The sequence below is a fragment of the Spirosoma arboris genome (assembly GCF_009754945.1).
Lineage (GTDB): Bacteria > Bacteroidota > Bacteroidia > Cytophagales > Spirosomataceae > Spirosoma > Spirosoma arboris.
The window spans coordinates 1-20,409 of sequence record NZ_WPIN01000035.1; the positions used below are offsets into that span (position 1 = coordinate 1).

Sequence of the window (20,409 nt, forward strand, 5' to 3'; positions counted from 1 at the left end):
CTGAGGTAAAAAAGTACATCGATGCGAACCAGCATTTGCCGGGTGTACCCTCGGCTGATCAGGTAGTAAAGGAAGGGGTTGATCTAGTAAAGATAAATGCTACGTTGCTTGAGAAGGTAGAAGAACTGACTCTATATAGTATTCAGCAGGAGAAAGCTAATCTGCTACTCCATCAACAACAGCAACAGGATCGGCAGGAGTTAAAAGCTATGAAGCAAAAGCAGGCCGAATTAGAACAATTGTTAAAGCAAGTTTTAAACCGGAAGTAGCTAATTCCCTGTGTAGGAAATGCATGCTCAAATAACCCTTTTTATTTTTCCCTGTAACAAATAGAGGCCATTGGCGACAAGCCTGTTTGAGGGGATTGCCTAGAAAGAGCCTAAGCCTTTTGCCTGTTTTGCCATGTAGTCGAGTGCGCGTTTTCAGAAATTATTTAACGGCAGGTATGGGCATTAAAAATTACCCCTGACTTTCTATCAGCATAGTTGATCTCAGCATGTTTTACACACCTACAACGTTGATTTTATAAACAGTTGTTGGTAATGATTAGATGTTGGAGGGTAAGTAGAGGTGCGATATTGTTGATGGTAATCTTTACCCATGTTTGGGCTCAGATAATAGCTCAGCCACCCATAAAGCCCATTCATTGTCCACATTTAGAAGAGCCTGCAAGGATAGAAAAAGTGGTTAATGGTATACTACACGATGGTGTTGATTCTACGGCTCTTCAGAAAGAAATTGACAGCACATACGCCCAGCTTAAAGGCTGCTGGTTTCTTTATCAACTACAAGGGGGATGGAGTGCTCCCAAACGAACAGATCGACAGGTAACCATGACCATTGATGAGCTTGGTAATGCCGTGATTGTCGAGCAGAATAAGCCGCTATCTGTTTTTCAGTTCAAATTACGAAGAGACTGGCAGTCGATTTACACACCCATTGCGGGCAGAAGGCAATCATTTTTTCTTGGTATGACTCGTGGACTTATTGTAGAGGTGTACCAGGATACACTAGTATTAAATGAAGCCTTAGGTGATGGGTTAGAATATGTGTTTAAACGGTAAACTAGTTATTGTTTGATAGACCATTGGCCTATACGCACTGATTTCTGTATACAGTAAATCGGAAGCGTACTGATTAATCTGGCTAGAGGTACTTTACCGCCTGGAGACAACGTAGCGCTGGTAGCGTTGACTGGTTCTGGCCAAGCAAGTCGACTGTATTTCTTATAGGTGCAGTACACGGTCGGGCCTTTAACAGGTAATCTCTACTCAAAGTAGATTGGGTACCTGCTCCACTCACGTTGGTCTATTCCACAGAACGCTAGGTCGAAAAAATTGACCTTGCACGAACTAGCCGCCTATTTTTAAGCTCAAAGTAACATCCACCCCTACTGGTACTATTTTCATTCCCTTTTCAAGTTACAGTGAAAGGTTCAGCATAGGCCAACATCTTCATGGACATACTGACCGATGCTGTTTACTAGCGCGGCTAGCGCCCACGGGTTTCTAAGTCAACATCACCGATGAGGCTGCTCAAGACGAGCGTTTGATTTGACTGGGGGCATTTTTAGCGCTGCTTTTTCCTGCGAGGCCATGAAAAGACCGTAGCTAACGCCGATGAGTCCAACAAGAAAAATAAAGCTGAAATAGCCAAGCAAATAAGCGGCAATACTGCGAATCACAGCCTTCACGGGCGGTATCCTTCCAGCATATATTTGCGTATAGGTCACGACATTATAAGCCATATAGACCACAAGAGACAGCCCTATTGTCCATGTGAACAGGGTAGTAGAAGCGCCGACCGCCCAAAATAATATCACACTCAGGAGCGAAATCAGGATTTGTACGTTCGCAATAAAGGTCTGGGCGACCAAAATTTCAGGGTAACTAAAGCCGCGACGCCTAAACATAAACCAGACCCAGAAGGCGTACAGGGGAATCATAGCAATATGCAGTAAGTTTTGTTTGGCCTCCACAAAGTGGGTTACCTGTGCCTGAAATGCCTTCATTCGTTCTGAAGCACTACCCACATTCGGATTGAATACCTCTTGGCTTTTCTGAGCAAAACTTATATCCAGCGTATGCATGATAAACAGCAGAAGAGCGCCTAAAATAAGCAACAAGGATAGCGGGCGGTAATGATTAGCGCGTTTGCCAGCCAGAAACTCCCGGATGCTGTGACCAGGCCGAGTGAGCAGTTCTTTGAGGGTGAATAGAATACCGCCTTCCAGATGCCAGACACTATGGAGTACATCGTGGCCCAGATAATGCCAGTTGATGCGGTGGGTGTCCGTGCGTTGTCCACAATCGGGACAGAAGCGACTAGTCGTAGCCTGTCCACAGTTTAAGCATGTAGCAGGGCCGGAGGGCTGGTGATGAGCGGGAGAGTGAGTCGTCACAGATGATGTACGCATTGGGAAGAAAGAGGAGTTAGTCAAAGTTAAGCATCCCTGTGAAAGCGAAAAAGGTCTTCGATCACTAGTTTCAACAACAGCAAAAAAGTATCAGGTCTTGCCATTTGCTCACCTGATCAGTACAGGTTGTAACCCAAGTTATTTAGTCTCCTAAAACGCTCCTAAGTGAGACGAAGAAACGCTAGTGCCTCTGAGACTAAAAAGGGAAGTTGTGCAAAAGCCACGCTCATTGAGGAGGGAAGTACGAACCGTTAAACTAACTCGGTCGAACCATTGACGCCAAACCAGGGAATTTCGTATCCATTGATCCACGCCTGGCAAGGATCTGCGGGATCTAGTACAAATCTTAGTACTCACTTACCTTTGCTGAATTCGTCCTATAAATAAGCGTAGCGGTTGCTCATAAGTTATAAACCTTTCAATCACCCCTTTACTTCGTTTATGAAAAATAACTCGAATCCATGGCTTAGTACAGCTAAGCCTTCCTTTCCCGTCAAGCTACTCAGTGGAGGCTTGCTGGCTGCCTTTATAAGCGCTTTGGGCTTGGGTTTGAGTAGTTGTGATCCCCAGCCTCCCGGACTTAAGCCGACTGAGCCCTTACCTATCGAATTGCAGGTCAGTGCTAAACCCGACTCGCTGTTTACTCTGCCCGATGGACTTGACTTCTCGGTGATTTCCAAAGTCGGTCAAGGGCCAACAGGTACACTGATTCGCTGGAATCTGCTGAACTCGCCCGGTAGCAATTATACCGCTTATACGTATGACCCACAGAGCCGACTGATAGGCACCTGCGAACACACCAGTTTCGGCTATGATGAACTCAGACTGGTTCTCTGCCAGGGAGCCAACATAGCCCAGGTCTACACCGGCATAGACCGCCACAATGGGGCGGTGAGTCCGAAAACAATCGACGGGATAGGCTATGTCAGCAAGTATGAGTACGATGCCCTGAATCGGCTGGGGCAAGTCTTGATTTATGAGAAAGTAGGGAATGCGTTTAAGCTCAATCATACCATTCAGTATGAATACAACGGAACTGGTCAGCTACAGCTTACCCGCCACACCTCAGGTATGGCTTTCAGCGCCATCATGAGTTACCCAGGTCTTTATCCTGTCGAGGTGAGCTACTGGGAGAATGGCGATAGTTACCAGACAGAGCTGTATACGCCTAATCAGCCACCCAGTAAGTCGACTAAGCGGGTGTTTTACAATCAGGTGAGTAACCCCCGGTCTAGCTTGCATCTATGGCCTCAAAATGTACTCATGGCCCATTATCCCATCGGCTTGGGTACGAACAGTCCTGATTACGAAAACGTCCAATATCGCTATGGCTACGATACAAAGGGGCGCTTATCACGAATGCAACAACGGAGTGTGATTGATCGTAGTGATTCCCACACTCAGTGGACGGATTGGTCCTATCAGGAAGAGTTCGTTTATGCGCCTTGAGGAGATGGTTACGGGGAGATGAGTGGTCTTTTTTACGATAGTTCTCGGTTCTACTACTTGACGGATAGCTGGTTGGAGTTGTGCACCAGTCAAGCTGGTTTATTGACGCTTAATTTACTCTAGATTGAGGCCGACAACATAGGATAAGCAACCGTTTTTCGTTACTACAAAGCAAAAAAGAGCGATAGCTTTCCAAAACTATCGCTCCCCTTGCTTGCCGTCAGCCAACCAAGAGACTAGTTGTCTATTTTCTTCGCTTCGCCACTAACGGCTCGACCTGTGGCTTTGGTCGCCTTCGTAACGGCGCGTCCGGTAGCTTTCGCACCATTGGCCACCGCTTTTCCGGTTGCTTTCCCAGCTTTCCCAACCGCTTTTCCGGTGGCTCTGCCTGCTGTACCAACCGCGTGGGCTCCGTCAGCAACGCCGGTTTCAACTTTATCGCCAACACGTTTAACATCTTCGCGAGTTTTTTCTTTACGAGCTGCCCGAGTCGCAGCTTGGTCATCCTGGGCCCCTGCGCTGGTGGCTAATGCCGCGCAAAGCACAATTGCTAAAAGCAGGTTAATTTTCATAACGTTTCTGTATGATGGTACTAAAGTTCGGCTCCTGATGTGTTGAGGATACCGGCAATCTAACCACTTTCGTCAGCTGTTTGTTTGTCGAGGTACGAGCCAGATGAAACCTTATTCAAAGGCTTTTCGCCTTCAGGACTCCATCAGAAAATTAAACGTACTAACTCGCTTAAATGACTAGTTAAACGGAATGGATTGGTAACCAACCTCAGGTTTAGTAAGCTGCTGTTTTTTTAAGCGAGATCGTTTGACCAGTTGGTAAACAAGCCATAAACCCCCTACGCCTGCTACCCCCATAAGGACTATTATTTCGGTAGGCTGTAGGCTGTTATAGAGCTGGCTGAGTCCTTGGGCCAGATTACTACCTAAAAATGCCACCATCATCGCCCAAATTACCGCCCCCACTGCGTTGTAGAGCGTAAAGCGAGCCGAAGAAAAGCCCGCTAGACCCACGGCGGCCGGTATGGCACCCCGTAAGCCATAGAATGCCCGAAAGCCGATTACTAACCCCGTACCATAGCGTTTCATCAATCGCTCAATTCGCTGGTAACGAAGCTGCCAACGAGGACGTGTGCGGATAAACGTACTACCGTAGCGATAACCCAGCCAAAAACAAAGTTGGGTAATACAAAACGAAGAAAGGGCAGCCAGGCCAATGACGGCGGGCAGGGAAAAATACCCTTGTTGGGCTAAATAAATTCCAATTAATAAAAACGCTTCACTTTCCAGCAGTACGCCAAGAAACAGCATGGGATAGCCGTAGGTGAGTATGAGTTCTTGAAAGTCCATGGTTCATCAGATAACATTGAGTCCTAGTAAAACCCATTACAGGTCAAATGGTTATCCTCTAAGCTGTCGTAACCTGTTGTTGTTCATATTGGTTGGAGACGCCTATCGATAGCCTCCTTCCAAACCGGTAACGGTCGACTATTCCTCGACCCCTTATGCTAGAACGCTTAAAGAAGTCATTGATGCGATGATCCGTTGAGAGCAAACCCACAAACGAAAGCTGGTTAGCAGTTAACTTGATTTAGGCGATCAACTGGCTCGTAGGGGATTCGTGTACGTTTTGGCTCATTTGCCGCTCTTTTCAATGAATTATTTGATAGAAAAAGCATTTTGTTTTACTTCGTTAACTTTAACTTGTATTCTAGTACCTACCCTACTTTTATGGCTGATTTTAGCATTACCCTGGAAGGGCACACCATTGAGATTGACACCAGTAGCTGGAATGGCAGTGAAGCCATCCTGTATGATGGAGATGTAGTGTCAAAAAAACGGAGTTTCATGTATTTAACGGCTCATTCTTTCCAGGTTAAGGAGAATGAGGAGTCAATCGTTTACGAAGTTAACGTCATCGCAGGGATGACTGGCCACGGCTATATTGTTCGTCGTAATGGAGTTATTGTGGCGCATGAGCCTTGATACTGTCGCTTTCGCTGCCACAGACCGTCGCCTGAATCACTTGATCTGCCTCTGGCAGAATTGCAGAGTCACCTGCCGATAGTCGACTTATCTGAAGCAATCAACTGCGGATAACAAGTAGATTATCTTTATATTCACATGGAGACTAAGGACGGCATACCTACTTTTTTAGCCGTTTCAATTGACCAATGACGAGCGTGGTTAGAGCAATATGGCCAACGCCAAAAATCGGTTTACCTGCTTGTTTACCAGCAAACAAGTGGGCATCCAGGTATTAGATGGCACTATACGATTGAACATGCCTTGAGTTTTGGTTGGGTGGATAGTAAGGCGACCAAACGCGATGAGCAGAGCGTGTATTTAAAGTTTACTCCTCACAATCCGAACAGTAGCTGGGGGGAAATGAATAAAAAGCGGGCGCAAAAACTAATTGATGCCGGATTGATGCGACCAGAAGGCCAGCGACTGATTGACTTGGCCAAAGAAACAGGCAAATGGTAACTCCTTCCTTTGGCCATAAGGCAAGTTATACTTTCCCCGATCGATTAAACTCTCAAGCTGATTAGGTAGACAAAAGGTACATGATCTCAAAGATCCCTCCTAATGAGAGACGAAGCAGTTTTTATATAGGTGCTTCTTAAATGAATGGGCTTTTTAAGAGACAATGAACTAGGAAGATTTTAAAAAGGAGAGTGTCAGATTAAGTCTCGACTAATACAATTCAAAAAGACACAACCTAATCCGATAATGATAAAGCATCACCGCTTTCTCCCTTGGAGGCTAGTTGTGTTATCTGGCTTTGACAAAAAAAATGGGAAAATCGCTTTAGCGGTGAGGTGCTATGTACGTCCGAACGGCGCTTAGACCTGGAAATGGCCCAGCTGGATGTTTCGGAGCAAGTCGCTGGGGAGTAGGGATTGCCCCCCAGTTCAAGGAAATTAAGAGCCGGTTTGTGACCGAATTGCCAGCGTATAGCTTTACTGATCTGAAGACGCTGGATCTGATAATCTGGCAACTGGGGAAGAAAGGGATAATAGCAAAAACAAAGCTTAGCGCCTATTGAATGACCGTTAGGGGCAATGCGTGGGCTTATTGGGGTCAAATGAGACAAAAAAATTAATCCAGGTCAAGCGAGCTAGCCGGAAAACGGGTGGGGTCAAGCCAATAATTAACCCTATTAGAATAAGCAGGAAATAGGTTAAATCCATATCGAGTAGTACCTCAAACCCAATAAAACAACTCACGATTAGTGCTACATAATAGGCATAGCTCACATATAGCGCCCCGGTATAATAGCCTGGCTCTTTCTCAAAGCGTTCCCCACAGCAAAGGCATTGCAGATTCATTTGATCAAATCGCTTCAGATTATAGGGATTATTGACGGCAAAGAAATTACCCCTCTGGCAACGGGGACATTTATTCAGAAAGATACTATATAGTTTCGTGCCTTTGCCCATGTAGGTATCTGATTAAATTAGCTTGTGGTAGAGCGATCTTTAAGAATCGCCAGGGTTCGTTGATCGGGTAGGTTGTTAAAATACTTCGATAAGACCGCTTGAAAAACAGGATCTGTCCGCTCCAATAGCGAAAACAGAGTCATACTGGAGTGCAATTTCATGTCGTCTGGATTGCCCAAAATTTGATTAGCCGACTTTCCCTCCAGTTGAAGCATAGCGTTGGCTATTTCAATCAGGCGGCTTCCCAGTATGGGATGCTCCAGGTAATCACGGGCCTCCTGAAGGTCTTTAATGGCATAAAATCGGGTGGTTTCGCTAAAGCCTAACCCAGCAATTTGGGGGAAGATATACCACATCCAGTGAGTTTGCTTTCGGCCGCTCCTGATTTCGGCCAAGGCCCTGGAATAGCTGTTATTCTGGGCATCTAAAAAGCGCTGGAGGTTATGGTCTGCTTTCATGGCCGTCTGGGTAGCTTACTGAAATTAGTTTTCTTGTGAACCTTTCCTTAACCTGCAAAGGGGGCTTGCTGTTAGTTATGTCAGGGTCTAATCAATGAATTGAAACTGCCCAATCTCCGCCTAGTTTATCAATATTTTCTAAATCCGTGAAGCTATACTGAATCAGGGATTTGTTTTGGTGGGCCCATGCCAGTCAGTCATTAAGACCGTCAAGCTAGCCAAAGCCGTGAAGCCTACATTAAACAACCTGGCTTTTCGATCAGCTTGAAACGGCTTTAAGAAAGTTTGTAGAGCAAACTGGCCGATATTGAAGGGGTCAATTTTGCCGTGTACAGGAAAGGGAATTAAGGGTTTAACGGCTACTGGCTGATCAGTCAGAGCTATATACACGAACAGAGCAAGTGCTTCAGCAGTATAGAGTTTTTTTACTGAATCACTGAAGCCCAATAGAGAGGGTACTGTCAACAAGCTACCAACTAATCCATAATCAATCAGAGCATGTAATTTAGGGGAAATCGGCTTAGGCTTCATGAGTGGCATTTTCGTAAAATTTTATCACTAGGTGATAGCAATTAGGACTTTGCGTGTCATTACGTTCTGGGTACCTCAACAAAAGCGAAGCACTTAATCAACGTTGAATGTAGTGCTTCGCCATCTGTTAAAACAAAATTTACGTTTACACAAGCGTATCCTCCAGTTTGTTTTTAGCCCATTTATACGAGCCTTTGACAGGATCAGCAACCGAATCAAACGCTTTGTTCGCCTTATGTCGATACTTCATTTTGTTGTAAGCACTTGGCCCATAGGAACGCTGATTACGCGCAACCAACCATAGACTACCCAGTATTCCTATGCCTATCGCCAGGGCAATTACCGTCGTTTGTTTTTGCGGCTCCGCTTCGTCCTTGGGCGTCATGTCTTTACGGACATTGGCCGCTAACAAAGGATCAGGTAGTATATGACTCGCGGCTACCCTTACTTTGTTCATCCAACCCGCTACTACGTGATCTTTACCACTCATGAGCGCTTGGTAACCCTCCTTTGCCACATCGGCAGGATTAGCCGTTTTTTGCGGATCGGCTCCCTGGGTATTTTCAGCACCCGCTACCTTGAAGAAATTCGTATTTGTGGCACCTGGCATCAGAACTGTAATGGTTACGTTGGTTCCCTGCAGCTCATTTCGAATCGCTTCGGCGAAGGATTTGATAAATGCTTTGGTTGCGCCATATACGGCCATCATCGGGTTAGGAATGACGGATACTTCTGAACCGAGCATGAGAATTTTACCGCTATCCCGAGCTACCATATCTTTCAGATATAGTTTAGACAAATGCATCAGGGCAACGGCATTGACTTGAACAACACTCAATTCTTTCTGCAAATCCGTTTCGGTAGCAAACTTGCCATACTCGCCAAAGCCGGCGTCGTTGACCAGAATGTCGATCTGTTGGCCCCTTCCACTGGTTTCCCCGTAAATTTCTTCAGGTGCTTTCGGGTCCGCCAGGTCTTTATGAATGATCGTTGTTTGCGTACCGTATTGGTTATTGAAATTGCTGGCTAGTTGTTGAAGACTATCTTGATCACGACCAACTAGTACTAGACTGTAGCCATCTTTGGCGAAAAGTCGACTTAATTCACGACCAATGCCACTAGATGCGCCTGTAATCAAGACTGTTTTTTCGTTGTTCTGGATTTCTATTGTTGAGTTCATTATAGCGGAATAACTTACTTAGGGTTTCAAAATTACTTTCGTGCAATCATCTTCTTTTTTCTTGAAGATATCGTAAGCCCGAGAAATATCAGACAGTGGCAATACGTGCGAGACGATATCGTCCAGCACAACTTTTCCCTGGACGACCAAATCGAGCAGATGATCGATGTTTTTATGGACAAAGGATTGGCCCGATTTAATGGTTACGCCCTTGTCAAACATTCGGCCAATGGGGAAATTATCGAAAGGTGTCCCGTATACGCCAACCACCGACACGATGCCTCCCCGACGCACGGCTTGAAAACACGTTTCCAACACGCTGATTGTCCCTTTCTCCAGATTAATAACGGCTTTCGCTTTATCAAGCAATGACCGCTCAGCCTCCATACCCACCGCATCCACACAAAGATCGGCTCCGCGTCCTTCGGTCATACTGCGAATGGCTTCGATCACATCTACCTCATGCGGATTGAGCGTTTCAACCTTATTAACGCGCCGGGCCCGCTCCAGTCGATAGTTAAGGGGGTCAATGGCAATAACGCGACCTGCACCCTGCAACCAGGCCGATTTTTGGGCCATTAGTCCAACTGGACCTGAACCGAAGATAGCCACCGTTTCACCCCCTTTTAGTTCACCCCATTCAATGGCACTCCAGCCAGTAGGAAAGATATCGGACAGGAAAAGCACTTGCTCATCTTTTAGCTCTTGGGGTACGTGGCGTAGACCGTAGTCGGCATAGGGTACCCGAACGTATTGTGCCTGTCCTCCATTGTAACCACCGTACAGATCGGAGTAGCCGAATAAGCCACCCCCTTTTTCAGTGAGTAAGCCTCCATCGGGTCCATAGAACTCGGGATTTGAGTTTTCGCAGTGCATTTCCAGATGGTGATTACAGAAATAACACTTGCCACAGGCGATGGTAAAGGGAACAACTACCCGATCACCTTTTTTTAGATTGGAGACTTCAGAACCGACTTCTTCTACTATGCCCATAAACTCGTGACCGAGTACTTCATTGCGAAGCTGGGGCAGAAAACCGTCATAAATGTGAAGGTCAGAGCCGCAAATGGCTGTAGAGGTAATGCGCAATACGACATCCCGTGATTGCTCAATTTTGGGATCATCCATTGTTTCGTAACGGATATCACCAACGTTGTGGAATACTGCTGCTTTCATGAATCGAAAAGAAATGTTGAGCCGACTACTCGGTTACGGCTAGTAACGTAGTCAATTGGCATTGGTTTTAAGAAAAAAGGGAATGGGCCGAACTACGTATTATTCCATTTCATTGTTGGCTTCGGCAGCCTGATCCGTTAAATGTGCCAGAACAGAGCTGGACAACCAGGTTTCACTATCCTTGCCTGCCATTTGTTGTTCACCAATACCGCCCGGATTGGGCAAAAAACTATTTAGGAATCCTAACGTATCCGTTATCAAGCCCGGTGCTATCCCGTGCAAAGCGGTTGCTAGTTTCGCCGGCAACGTAATGATCCGCTCGGCTTCGCCGACTCGACAGGCTGCTAGTATCTGGCGGGCACAGTCTTCGGCAGCAATCGTAAACAGGGGAATTGAGTCGCTGAGTTTGAAAACCGTGTATTCTTTCTCATTCTGCCCTTTGAAAATTGCATTGCGGGGACTTCCTGTGCGAATCAGGCCGGGACAGATCGTCGTGACATAAATACCGTCCTGGAGTAGTTCTGACCGAAGCCCTTCTGAATAGCCAACAAACGCAAATTTACTAACCGAATAAGGACCTAGATGCGGAACGGCTACTTTCCCGCCAAAGGACGTAATGTTAACGATACGGCCAGATTTACGTGTTCGCATTTGGGGAAGTACCGCATTGATGGTTTGAAAAGCCGCCCAGAAGTTCGACTCCATTGCTTCCCGAAAGTCTTCCTCGGTCGTATTTTTCAGCGGACTTACCGAGATGATTCCGGCATTATTGACCAGTATATCGACTGGGCCAAATCCCTGTTCTACAGCTTGAATAAACTCGTTCACCTGCGTTTTGTCGGTGATATCGCATGCATAGGTAAAAATATCGCTCCCCTGCATGCGCAAATTATCTTTTGCCCGATTTAACTCGGCTTGATCGCGGGCGCAGATGGCTACGTTAGCGCCCGCCTGCGCAAATTGTCGGGTCAGTACAAGGCCCAGGCCACGTGACCCCCCTGTGATAACGACGGTTTTATCATGGAAATCAATGGTTCGTTTTCTATCTAAAAAAGCTTTCGTGGCCATCAGCGCCCCAATACCTGCTAGTGTCCACCATATGTTTGTACTCGTTGATGTGCTCATGATTTGTTACGTTTTTTTCTACACTGTGCTCAACCACCGTATATATCCGATTGTTAGCCGTGATTAGGTAGTGGGCTTATTGCCTCTGTTTGAAGACCACTATGGGTAGTGTAGTAGAAACATCACTTCATCAAATAGACGCTTCTGCGATGCTGTTTAGAGCTGACAGCATTGTCTGTCAGCTCTGCTTTGGTAGATATCATCACCCACGTGTCTTTCCAATCAATGGAGACGATATCGATTATGAGCAACGGGAAGATGGGCGCAATTACTATCTTGAACTGAACGGGGATAAACCTGATAGATAATTTCTGTTTACCACCACAGGTGCTTAATCTGACTTGCACTCATTAAATTATTTCTCGTGGATTTGCTTCTTTTCAAAATACTGGCCTTTCGTGGTTCTTGTCTTGAGCCAAATGAAAAGAATCCCGTCGCTTTGTAACCGAATAGGAAAAGCGACGGGATGGTGCAATCGATATTGAGTCTCTAAGGATGTTATGTTATTTAAACGCGTTTAGAAGTTGTGTGGCAGCTAAACTCTGTGCCTGTTGAGCCTGGGGAACAATAGCATACATGCCAAAGAACTCGTGCGTAGTTCCGTTAAACAACTGATAGGTAACGTTCACTCCGGAATCCCGTAACTTTTTAGTTAAATCAATGCCGTCACTTTGCAACGGGTCGATTTCGGCCGCAATGATGGTCGTAGGCGGCAACCCATTGAGGTTTGCTACATCAACCAGCGAAATCAGCGGACTGTCACCATCAGCGGGTGAGTTAAAATAATTATCTGTGAAGTATTTCACCAAAGACCGATTCAGGGGCTTGGCGTCTGCATAGATGTTGTAAGAAGGCGTGTCCAGATAGTTGTTGGCTACGGGATAAACCGACAGGATATGCACAGGCAATCCGATACCTTGATCGCGGGCCATCATACTCACCGTAATGGCCATATTTCCACCGGCACTTTCGCCCGCAACGGCTACTTTGGCTGGATTCCCATTCAAACTGGCTGCATTCTGTTTAACCCATTTATAGGCCGCAAACGCGTCGTTATGGGCAGTCGGAAATTTGTTTTCCGGAGCGAGTCGATAATCTACTGATACGACGATTGCTCCCGTTTCTTCGGTTAACGCAAGCGTTGAGTATTCGTATACGTCGGAACTGGCGATTACCCATCCTCCACCATGGAAATAAACAATAACAGGCATTGGACCCGTCCCATTTTTGGGCGTGTATACCACAATACGAATGGGAACTCCTCCTGCCCCTGGAATCTGTTGCTGACTAACCGTAACGTTGGCAGTGGGGCGTGGAATCTTGTTTTTGTCTAGTAGCGAATTGACTGCATCCTTAAACGATGGTTGTTGGCGTGCTTGTTGGGGCGTAAGTGTATTGAGAGGAATCGGACTGAGTCGTCCTAACTCTTCGATTACCGCCTGCATCTGTGGCGCAATGGTAGGCCCCCAGGCAGGTTTAGGCTCGGTCGGTTGAATAACCTGACCCGCTAGTGGAATACGGTGATCTTGGCAGGCCATTACCCCAAGACTAATAAGTAACGCAAAGGATGCTCTACGTCCGTTTCGATAGAGAAATTGTTTTGTGCAGAATTGCTTCATAAACGTTGAATTTTTCACTAAAACTGTTGCCGTATGCGTCCTGAGTGGGCATTTATAGTAAAAATGAGGAAATGGTCTGGTGGCAATAAAGTGCTGTACTGGCGGGAAAGACCGTTTTCTCACTCTTGAAAACCAGTTGCTTTCTAAATGAGTAATGCCCCTAGTGCTAGCAATTATTTGTTTTACTCAATTTAATCAATGGAAAACAGTAACACTTCTACGAAAACAACGGCCCCGTCAGTAATGACCCAACGGCGTTCCTTTTTGCGAGCGGTTGGCGCAGCAGCCGTAACGGGTGGCATTCTCACCGCTTGCTCTACCGCGGATGTTCAAGTCAGCCCCAATGGTGCCAGAGCGGGATCAGCAGGCGACGTCATCACCCTACCAGGTGGTGATCTTGGCATTTTGAACTACGCCTTTATTCTCGAACAAATTGAAGCTCGTTTCTACGAACTGGTATTAGCGAATCCTTATGAAGGAATGACGGCCCTGGAGATGCAGCTTTTCCAGGACCTGCGTAATCATGAAGTGACCCATCGTGCTTTTTACCGAACCGCATTAATGAGTGCCGGTATTCCCGATCTCACGCTTGACTTCAGTAGCATTTACTTCCGTCAACGTACCGATGTTCTGGAGGCTGCACGCATGTTTGCCGAAATTGGCACAGCCGCCTATAACGGAGGAGGAAAGTACTTAACCGATCCGGAAAATCTGACTGTAGCGGGTAAAATTGTGTCCGTTGAAGCCCGACACGTTTCCATTATTCGCGAAATGGAATACATGAACCAGACTGCGTTCTCGGGCGATAACATCGTTATAGATGGCCTGTTCATCAAAAAGGAACCTTCGGAAGTATTGCCGATGGCCCAAAAATACATACGTGAAACAATTGATGCCCGCAACCTGCCGACTACCGTCGCCTAAACCTGCTCAACAACCATGAATCTACAATCTATTTTCGCTGAACTTGAACAGGTCGATAACGAATTTTTCGGTCGTCTGGAACACGTATCACGTCGGGGGTTATTTAGCAGCCTGACAAAAAAAACGGTAGCAGTGGCCGCCCCATCTATTCTTGCATCGGCCTTAACAAGCGCCTATGGACAATCTAGCGCCCTACCTGACAATGTGGTGGATGTGCTTAATTTTGCGCTTACGCTGGAATATCTGGAATATCGTTTCTACGATACTGGTACTAATCTAACCATGATCCCGTCCCAGTACAAGCCCGCCTTCGAACTAATCCGACGCCACGAACAGATCCACGTTAATTTGCTTAAAACAGTTCTGGGCGCAAAGGGCATTCCAGAACCGAAGTTTGATTACACGGCCAAAGGGAACTTCCCTGACACGTTTAGCAATTTCCAAACGTTTGCCGCGGTATCACAGGCCTTCGAAGATACGGGAGTGCGCGCTTATAAAGGCCAGGCACCTAATTTGATGAACGCCAAACCTATTCTGGAAACGGCCCTACAGATTCATGCCACAGAAGCTACCCATGCAGCACGTATCCGTTTCCTGCGTGGTCAAAAAGGCTGGATAACGCTGGCCAGCCCGTCGGGCCTACCACCAGCAGCTGCCGGTGTTTATATGGGAGAAGATAATGTGTCGCAAAAGGGTATCAACCTACAAGGCATACTGTCTGGTGTAGTGCCTGTTGAAGGGGTGACTGAGGCTTTTGATGAACCACTCACCAAGGATCAGGTTATGACTATTGTTAAGCCTTTTCTAGCTTAGATAAATAGTAAATGACCTGCCAGCTATTTTGATCGATTAGGGCTTGTTTTATTTCTCAACGCCAAACAGTCTATAGCTACCTTAGTAGCTATAGTGATAGAAGCGAAACATCTGATCAGCTAACGGGAGTAGTGTTTTCATGACGTATTTTTTCATTTTTGTCTAAGCCGTCCGACTGCACTATATATCAGCAATCAGTTAACGGTAGGCATTAACGCTGGCTCTGGCAGAGTCAGCGTTTTTTTGTGACCATTTCAGGCTTCTATAATCTAAAAACTAGTACCCACCGTTGTATTCCATAAGAGCTGATAACCAACCTATGTACAAAGCCCCAACCTGAGAAGGAAGGGGCTTTTGTGGTTAAGGCATATCTCTTTTCTAGCAGTTGTTTCACCCACTTTTCTAACTCATTAAGTCTTGCCTGTTGCTTGTCAAGCAGGCTTCACTTAGCCTATCTAAACCTGCTTAGACACGATTAACTAGACAAACCAAATCAAGGCTCAAGGCTGGCCTTTACCACCCGCTGATCCATATACCTGCCCTGTCGCGTAACTAGCGTCGCTGGCCGCTAGTTGAACGTAAATCGACGCTAATTCAGCGGGTTGTCCAGGACGCCCCAAGGGAGTATCCCCACCAAAGGTTTTAAGTTTCTCCGCTGTTGCCCCACCACTGGGCTGTAAAGGTGTCCAGATAGGACCCGGTGCTACACCGTTCACGCGAATCCCTTTGGGGCCAAGCTGCTTGGCGAGTGACTTAACGAAATTCATCGTAGCCGCCTTCGTCTGGGCATAATCGTAGAGATTGGGCGAGGGATCGTAGGCCTGTTCGGAGGTCGTACCAATAATGGCCGAGCCAGCGGGCATATGCGGCAGAGCTGCTTTAATAATCCAGAATGGCGCATAAATATTGGTTTTTATGGTGGCGTCAAAATCCTCGGAGGTGATATCCAGAATAGAGTCACGAGCTTGCTGGCGGGCTGCGTTGCTGACTAAAATGTCCAATCCCCCTAATCCTTTTACCGCTTCATCGACTAGCCGCTTGCAAAAAGCTTCATCTCGGATGTCGCCGGGAATGGCAATCGCTTTTCGCCCTTCTTTTTTGATCAGATCAATCACCTCCTTAGCGTCAGCTTCCTCGGCGGGTAGGTAATTAATGGCTACATCGGCTCCTTCTCGGGCATAGGCAATGGCCGCAGCCCTACCCATGCCCGAATCTCCACCGGTGATTAACGCTTTGCGACCGGCCAGCCGCCCTGATCCTTTATAGCTTATTTCCCCATGATCAGGCCGGGGGGTCATTTTACTTGCCAGACCTGGCCAGGGTTGCATGGGCGTATTAAAAGGTGGTTTGGGGTATTTCGTGGTCGGATCGACAAGAGCTACTGGCGCAGATGATGTGGTGTTTTTCGAGTTTGACATGGCTATTCCGGGAGTTGTTAGTACAGAAGCGGCTAAGCCACTTCCGAGTCCGCTAATAATCTGGCGTCTGCTTAATTGATTGTCATTCATAGGATTGCTGGCTACCGTTGAGTAAGTTTCTGAGTCCACTCTATAGTTTGTCTGTAGAATATAACAGCTAACTGATGACGTAATGCTAAGGTTAGATTTCATAGCCAAAAACTTGCTTACGGGCTGCTACTTATCACCATCGCCTACCACTCCACTGCCTTCCGTTGGAAGTGAGCCTGTTACATTTTACTGGACATTTAATTAAACTCCGTTTTGACAGGGTACGGGTGACCAATGGCTACTCATTTTCTATCGGTCAAATTCAATCAGTCACCTAATCTAAGTTCCAGGCAGTTTGTCCTATTTTTTTTGATTTCCGCTAAATAGCTTGTTGGTTGGCTCTGTCAGCGAGGCTAATCCAGTTGTACCGTTCGTGTTGGCAGTTGGATTTGTCGTGTTCGTAGCTGACTGTGCAGGCCGAGGGATGGAATAAAGAAGGAATTAGTGGGAATGAGCTTTTTACATTCCTGTTACTGGCTGTGGTGAAACTTTATAACCAGCATGAATTAGTGAGTAAATAAAGACCATTCCGAAGCCCGTCATCAGCATTACATGTAGAAAAAACATGCGGAAGTCCTGAATATAAATGGCCAGGACTAGTCCTCCTAAAAAATAAATGGATAAAAAACCTTCAACCATCGTCAGCCAGTTGATTTGACGATTTACGTACTTATTACCACCCCATCCATCGGTCGATGATCTTACATTGAACTTTGGTGTACGAATGAAAGGCGTTTTTCGGCCCAGATAGCCTTCAAGTACGGCAATCGTATTATGTAAGGACAGGCCCATCATAAGTGAGGAATACATTGGGAAATACCAGATCAGTTTAGCCTTTGTCTCGGGCTTTAGAAACCATAATGGGATACCGTAGAACGCAATCAGAATGAATAGATTGAACTGAAACAGATTGATCACAAAAAAGACCCATTCCCATTCCGGATGATGGCTACGAATATAAATCAGCGGTACGCTCATCACCCCCAGAATCAGGACCAGAATAAACGTAGCACTGCTGAAGAGATGAAAAAACGCATGAAGTTTCACTGTTAATGACAGGCCTGGCGTTTGAAGCACATGAATAAAAAGCTTTCGCGCACATTCGGCGGCTCCTTTCATCCAGCGGTACTGCTGCGACTTTAGGGCATTCATGGCCACTGGCAATTCGGCAGGGGAACAAATATCCTCTCGATACACAAATTTCCAGCCCTTTAACTGAGCTCGGTAACTAAGATCTAAATCCTCAGTTAACGTATCGCTTTGCCAGCCACCCGCGTCGACAATCGCTTGTTTTCGCCAGACACCACCTGTGCCGTTGAAATTCGCCAGAAATCCAGCGGCATACCGACTACTTTGTTCGATCGTGAAATGGGCATTAAGACCAAATGCTTGTAGCTGGGTCATCAGCGAGAAATCTTCGTTTAGGTGATCCCACCGAGTCTGCACAATACCTACTGACGGATCGGCAAAATGAGGAATCGTTTTGATGAGAAACTCAGGATCAGGAACAAAATCCGCGTCGAAAATGGCGATGAACTCCCCTTTGGCTATCGTCAATCCATATGATAGTGCTCCCGCCTTAAAGCCACTTCTTTCAACCCGACGAATGTGTTCAATGTCGAAGCCAAGCTCCTTATACGCAGCCACCTTATGGGCAATCAGCTCGACGGTCTCGTCTGACGAATCGTCCAGAAGTTGAATATCGAGTTTGTCTTTAGGATAACGCAGTTGTACTACCGAATCAATGAGCCGCTTGACCACATACAGCTCATTATAAACCGGCAATTGTACCGTTACGCGGGGCAACGCATTGGCTGAGATTGTCACGCTGGACGAGGCCATCAATTTGCGTTTTCGTTCTGAACGTAGGTAAATGAGAATAAGGCTTAGCTGTCCACAGTTGTAAAAAAACAACAGCATTAGCGCTAGTCCGTATAACAGCAGGACCAGGATTTCCATAGAGTAATGAGTAAAGTTTCTAACGTTGTGCGCCTACCAGGGCATATTAACTCGGGTAACTGCCTGAGTAAGTAAAGAGTTAGGCCAATAGCTCACTAAATGTAGAAGAGGTCTGAAAAGGCAGATCTAAAACGACCCAATAACCGCTCTCGCCGGCCTGAAAACGTAGCTAATTCAATCCGCTAAAGTACCAAAATTGTCTGCTTTAGAAGACATTGCAGAAACAGACCTCTGTGTTTACTACGATGTCCCGGTAAAAGGAGCAAGAATACCCTTTCACTAAAAGCGGCTCAGAACCACCGTCTCCAAAGTACACAAGGACAGGCTCATTGCCTAGGAAAAGGAACGATTAAACCAATAAACGAATAGAATCATGTTATTAGACATGAGATCCCGTTCTCGAAAAGAAGACTGGCCGGAAAATGACAGTCGTTGATAGTGAGGAATCAGGTATGGTGGTGTGTGAATTTACGGAGGCCGGGAAGAAACATATGATTTCCTTTCACCTCAATCCCTGGATAAAGAACCCATTATGGATTTTCCTATTGTTAATGACCAAATTGATTGAGCGCAACTACACAGTTTATATGTTTTGGAAGTAGACACCTATTAAACCGATTAAAGTTGGCTAGTTGGTTTAATAGGTAATCTACCCTATACATTCCCAGAAAAACGGCTTTATAAAAGCACATTGTCCACTTTTGCTTCTATGGCCTGCTGAACGCTCTCTGGTACATTCGACAGCAAATCATACCCAGTCTGCTTCTCGACTGCATCCACAGAAACCCGATAGCCAGACCAGGCCTGTTCACCTGCCGAGTTGGTATTTGGGATTATAACTGTAATAACCCTCGTCTGAGCGTTTATCCGATTCACATCATCCGAACCCACCGGCAGCACGACAATCACTTTCCAAAGTGCAGCAGGAACGGTCAGTTTACCATTAGGAATAGTTGTAGCCTTGCCGTTATCGCCTTCACCACCTTTACCCGAAGTTCCAGCAATAATGTACAGCTCATTTCCTGAGCCACTAGACTCCGGCAGTAGTCTTCTAGTCGTAACCAAGATTGCCGATTTAGGCTGGGAGCTTGTGGGACGATATTAGTCAGAATGAAAGTTGTCTTGTTCTCCTCCGCTGTACTATCCCGATCATCCGAAGGGCAGAGGTGGCCTCGGTCGAAGCCAGTATTCGTATAATCCGCGTGCTTTACCTGGTACCAACTAGCAGGCAATGACTGATCAGGGATAAAGTTGCCCGTGTAGCGAGAAGCAGATCCTTTCCAGGCTAAACTCAGATGCCAGCTACACCAGTTGGCAATACCCGTCGATTGATTGTACGATAGCGAATAGGTTGAACGAGTAATCAGGTAAGCGTTTGGGCTGGAATCAGATGCTTTGGCTCCATCAGGATTACCCATCGCCATGTTATCGTCACGAGTAGGTGTTGTGTTGGCCGGAATGGGTACAGAAGGTTGTTTACACTGGTCGAGAGTGATAAGCAGTGATAGCCCAATTAATAGCCGTAAAAAACTATTCATTGAAAGACGATTTACAGAGATTATACACGTTGTTTAAAATGCGCCTTTTTGCCCTCAATTATTGGTGGTTAGGTGGTAAAGTACATATAGGGGGCTTACCTTTACCACCAACCAAAACGCTTTAAAACAGCAAACAAAAAGCACTCAACTTTTTTCGCTAAGTGCTCATCTGCTAAGTGGCTCTGGATAGGTTCGCTCTCTCAATTGAACTACGGAGTCAATCTGTAATTTGATCAAGCACACAATTTTGCCATATTTT

The 20,409-nt window shown here is 46.2% G+C and carries 19 protein-coding genes and 2 pseudogenes; 8 read left to right on the plus strand and 13 right to left on the minus strand.

Annotated elements, in window-relative coordinates; translation table 11 throughout:
• Together GO755_RS41150 and GO755_RS39925 are read left to right on the plus strand one after the other, a co-directional pair.
• A pseudogene (locus GO755_RS41150) lies at positions 1–269 on the plus strand (hypothetical protein); the annotation flags it as partial.
• 315 nt (positions 270–584) lie between these two features.
• Positions 585–1,064 carry a hypothetical protein gene (locus GO755_RS39925; RefSeq protein WP_157591045.1) on the plus strand — a complete coding sequence of 160 codons (480 nt, stop codon included), beginning with the start codon at positions 585–587 and terminating at the stop codon, positions 1,062–1,064.
• Positions 1,065–1,519: 455 nt separating this feature from the next.
• On the opposite strand, the gene GO755_RS39930 is transcribed toward GO755_RS39925, so the two are convergent.
• Positions 1,520–2,416 (minus strand): DUF3667 domain-containing protein, encoded by an 897-nt coding sequence (locus GO755_RS39930; protein ID WP_157591046.1) that lies wholly within the window; start codon positions 2,414–2,416, stop codon positions 1,520–1,522.
• A gap of 441 nt (positions 2,417–2,857) precedes the next feature.
• Here GO755_RS39930 and GO755_RS39935 point away from each other — a divergent pair, with 441 nt between their 5' ends.
• Positions 2,858–3,865 carry a hypothetical protein gene (locus GO755_RS39935; RefSeq protein ID WP_157591047.1) on the plus strand — a complete coding sequence of 336 codons (1,008 nt, stop codon included), beginning with the start codon at positions 2,858–2,860 and terminating at the stop codon, positions 3,863–3,865.
• 236 nt (positions 3,866–4,101) lie between these two features.
• On the opposite strand, the gene GO755_RS39940 is transcribed toward GO755_RS39935, so the two are convergent.
• Positions 4,102–4,437: a hypothetical protein gene (locus tag GO755_RS39940; protein ID WP_157591048.1), complete on the minus strand. Its 336-nt coding sequence runs from the start codon at positions 4,435–4,437 to the stop codon at positions 4,102–4,104.
• A 177-nt stretch (positions 4,438–4,614) separates the two neighbouring features.
• Positions 4,615–5,226 carry a DedA family protein gene (locus GO755_RS39945; RefSeq protein ID WP_157591049.1) on the minus strand — a complete coding sequence of 204 codons (612 nt, stop codon included), beginning with the start codon at positions 5,224–5,226 and terminating at the stop codon, positions 4,615–4,617.
• Positions 5,227–5,607: 381 nt separating this feature from the next.
• Here GO755_RS39945 and GO755_RS39950 point away from each other — a divergent pair, with 381 nt between their 5' ends.
• The 3 genes from GO755_RS39950 to GO755_RS39960 all read left to right on the plus strand — a co-directional run bounded on the left by GO755_RS39950 (position 5,608) and on the right by GO755_RS39960 (position 6,925).
• Positions 5,608–5,862: a hypothetical protein gene (locus GO755_RS39950; protein WP_157591050.1), complete on the plus strand. Its 255-nt coding sequence runs from the start codon at positions 5,608–5,610 to the stop codon at positions 5,860–5,862.
• Between the two features lie 303 nt (positions 5,863–6,165).
• Positions 6,166–6,363 (plus strand): YdeI/OmpD-associated family protein, encoded by a 198-nt coding sequence (locus GO755_RS41155; protein WP_198175073.1) that lies wholly within the window; start codon positions 6,166–6,168, stop codon positions 6,361–6,363.
• A 340-nt stretch (positions 6,364–6,703) separates the two neighbouring features.
• A complete protein-coding gene (locus GO755_RS39960; protein WP_157591051.1) occupies positions 6,704–6,925 on the plus strand; it encodes a hypothetical protein in 222 nt (73 codons plus the stop codon).
• 7 nt (positions 6,926–6,932) lie between these two features.
• Here the strand turns inward: GO755_RS39960 and GO755_RS39965 are convergent, their stop codons facing one another.
• The 7 genes from GO755_RS39965 to GO755_RS39995 all read right to left on the minus strand — a co-directional run bounded on the left by GO755_RS39965 (position 6,933) and on the right by GO755_RS39995 (position 13,408).
• Complete coding sequence (locus GO755_RS39965; RefSeq protein WP_157591052.1) at positions 6,933–7,319, minus strand: DUF983 domain-containing protein; 387 nt, start codon at positions 7,317–7,319, stop codon at positions 6,933–6,935.
• A gap of 17 nt (positions 7,320–7,336) precedes the next feature.
• Positions 7,337–7,777 (minus strand): DUF1810 domain-containing protein, encoded by a 441-nt coding sequence (locus GO755_RS39970; protein ID WP_157591053.1) that lies wholly within the window; start codon positions 7,775–7,777, stop codon positions 7,337–7,339.
• 162 nt (positions 7,778–7,939) lie between these two features.
• Positions 7,940–8,317, minus strand: coding sequence for a hypothetical protein (locus tag GO755_RS39975; RefSeq protein ID WP_157591054.1), 378 nt, complete (start codon positions 8,315–8,317; stop codon positions 7,940–7,942).
• Between the two features lie 136 nt (positions 8,318–8,453).
• Complete coding sequence (locus GO755_RS39980; protein WP_157591055.1) at positions 8,454–9,488, minus strand: SDR family NAD(P)-dependent oxidoreductase; 1,035 nt, start codon at positions 9,486–9,488, stop codon at positions 8,454–8,456.
• Between the two features lie 18 nt (positions 9,489–9,506).
• Complete coding sequence (locus tag GO755_RS39985; protein WP_157591056.1) at positions 9,507–10,664, minus strand: zinc-dependent alcohol dehydrogenase; 1,158 nt, start codon at positions 10,662–10,664, stop codon at positions 9,507–9,509.
• A gap of 99 nt (positions 10,665–10,763) precedes the next feature.
• Entirely contained in the window at positions 10,764–11,789 is a 1,026-nt protein-coding gene (locus tag GO755_RS39990; protein ID WP_157591057.1) for an SDR family NAD(P)-dependent oxidoreductase, read from the minus strand.
• A 503-nt stretch (positions 11,790–12,292) separates the two neighbouring features.
• On the minus strand, positions 12,293–13,408 hold the full coding sequence (locus tag GO755_RS39995; RefSeq protein ID WP_157591058.1) for an alpha/beta hydrolase: 1,116 nt from the start codon (positions 13,406–13,408) through the stop codon (positions 12,293–12,295).
• A 198-nt stretch (positions 13,409–13,606) separates the two neighbouring features.
• Between GO755_RS39995 and GO755_RS40000 the strand changes: the two genes are divergently transcribed.
• Together GO755_RS40000 and GO755_RS40005 are read left to right on the plus strand one after the other, a co-directional pair.
• Positions 13,607–14,332: a ferritin-like domain-containing protein gene (locus GO755_RS40000; protein ID WP_157591059.1), complete on the plus strand. Its 726-nt coding sequence runs from the start codon at positions 13,607–13,609 to the stop codon at positions 14,330–14,332.
• Positions 14,333–14,347: 15 nt separating this feature from the next.
• On the plus strand, positions 14,348–15,145 hold the full coding sequence (locus GO755_RS40005; protein WP_157591060.1) for a ferritin-like domain-containing protein: 798 nt from the start codon (positions 14,348–14,350) through the stop codon (positions 15,143–15,145).
• 500 nt (positions 15,146–15,645) lie between these two features.
• On the opposite strand, the gene GO755_RS40010 is transcribed toward GO755_RS40005, so the two are convergent.
• The 3 genes and pseudogenes from GO755_RS40010 to GO755_RS40020 all read right to left on the minus strand — a co-directional run bounded on the left by GO755_RS40010 (position 15,646) and on the right by GO755_RS40020 (position 20,150).
• Positions 15,646–16,653, minus strand: a complete 1,008-nt coding sequence (locus GO755_RS40010) for an SDR family oxidoreductase (RefSeq protein WP_157591061.1) — start codon at positions 16,651–16,653, stop codon at positions 15,646–15,648.
• Between the two features lie 459 nt (positions 16,654–17,112).
• Positions 17,113–18,612, minus strand: coding sequence for a cellulose synthase family protein (locus tag GO755_RS40015; protein ID WP_157591062.1), 1,500 nt, complete (start codon positions 18,610–18,612; stop codon positions 17,113–17,115).
• Positions 18,613–19,290: 678 nt separating this feature from the next.
• A pseudogene (locus GO755_RS40020) lies at positions 19,291–20,150 on the minus strand (DNA/RNA non-specific endonuclease).
• Positions 20,151–20,409 lie beyond the last annotated feature (259 nt).

What these genes read in the sequence shown, in the direction of transcription:
- GO755_RS40015 (WP_157591062.1), bottom strand. Translation starts at nt 18,612, where the DNA reads ATGGAAATCCTGGTCCTGCTGTTATACGGACTAGCGCTAATGCTGTTG.
- GO755_RS39975 (WP_157591054.1), bottom strand. Translation starts at nt 8,317, where the DNA reads ATGCCACTCATGAAGCCTAAGCCGATTTCCCCTAAATTACATGCTCTG.
- GO755_RS39990 (WP_157591057.1), bottom strand. Translation starts at nt 11,789, where the DNA reads ATGAGCACATCAACGAGTACAAACATATGGTGGACACTAGCAGGTATT.
- GO755_RS39970 (WP_157591053.1), bottom strand. Translation starts at nt 7,777, where the DNA reads ATGAAAGCAGACCATAACCTCCAGCGCTTTTTAGATGCCCAGAATAAC.
- GO755_RS39960 (WP_157591051.1), top strand. Translation starts at nt 6,704, where the DNA reads ATGTACGTCCGAACGGCGCTTAGACCTGGAAATGGCCCAGCTGGATGT.
- GO755_RS39940 (WP_157591048.1), bottom strand. Translation starts at nt 4,437, where the DNA reads ATGAAAATTAACCTGCTTTTAGCAATTGTGCTTTGCGCGGCATTAGCC.
- GO755_RS39935 (WP_157591047.1), top strand. Translation starts at nt 2,858, where the DNA reads ATGAAAAATAACTCGAATCCATGGCTTAGTACAGCTAAGCCTTCCTTT.
- GO755_RS39980 (WP_157591055.1), bottom strand. Translation starts at nt 9,488, where the DNA reads ATGAACTCAACAATAGAAATCCAGAACAACGAAAAAACAGTCTTGATT.
- GO755_RS39945 (WP_157591049.1), bottom strand. Translation starts at nt 5,226, where the DNA reads ATGGACTTTCAAGAACTCATACTCACCTACGGCTATCCCATGCTGTTT.
- GO755_RS39995 (WP_157591058.1), bottom strand. Translation starts at nt 13,408, where the DNA reads ATGAAGCAATTCTGCACAAAACAATTTCTCTATCGAAACGGACGTAGA.
- GO755_RS39925 (WP_157591045.1), top strand. Translation starts at nt 585, where the DNA reads ATGGTAATCTTTACCCATGTTTGGGCTCAGATAATAGCTCAGCCACCC.
- GO755_RS39985 (WP_157591056.1), bottom strand. Translation starts at nt 10,664, where the DNA reads ATGAAAGCAGCAGTATTCCACAACGTTGGTGATATCCGTTACGAAACA.
- GO755_RS40000 (WP_157591059.1), top strand. Translation starts at nt 13,607, where the DNA reads ATGGAAAACAGTAACACTTCTACGAAAACAACGGCCCCGTCAGTAATG.
- GO755_RS40010 (WP_157591061.1), bottom strand. Translation starts at nt 16,653, where the DNA reads ATGAATGACAATCAATTAAGCAGACGCCAGATTATTAGCGGACTCGGA.
- GO755_RS39950 (WP_157591050.1), top strand. Translation starts at nt 5,608, where the DNA reads ATGGCTGATTTTAGCATTACCCTGGAAGGGCACACCATTGAGATTGAC.
- GO755_RS39930 (WP_157591046.1), bottom strand. Translation starts at nt 2,416, where the DNA reads ATGCGTACATCATCTGTGACGACTCACTCTCCCGCTCATCACCAGCCC.
- GO755_RS40005 (WP_157591060.1), top strand. Translation starts at nt 14,348, where the DNA reads ATGAATCTACAATCTATTTTCGCTGAACTTGAACAGGTCGATAACGAA.
- GO755_RS39965 (WP_157591052.1), bottom strand. Translation starts at nt 7,319, where the DNA reads ATGGGCAAAGGCACGAAACTATATAGTATCTTTCTGAATAAATGTCCC.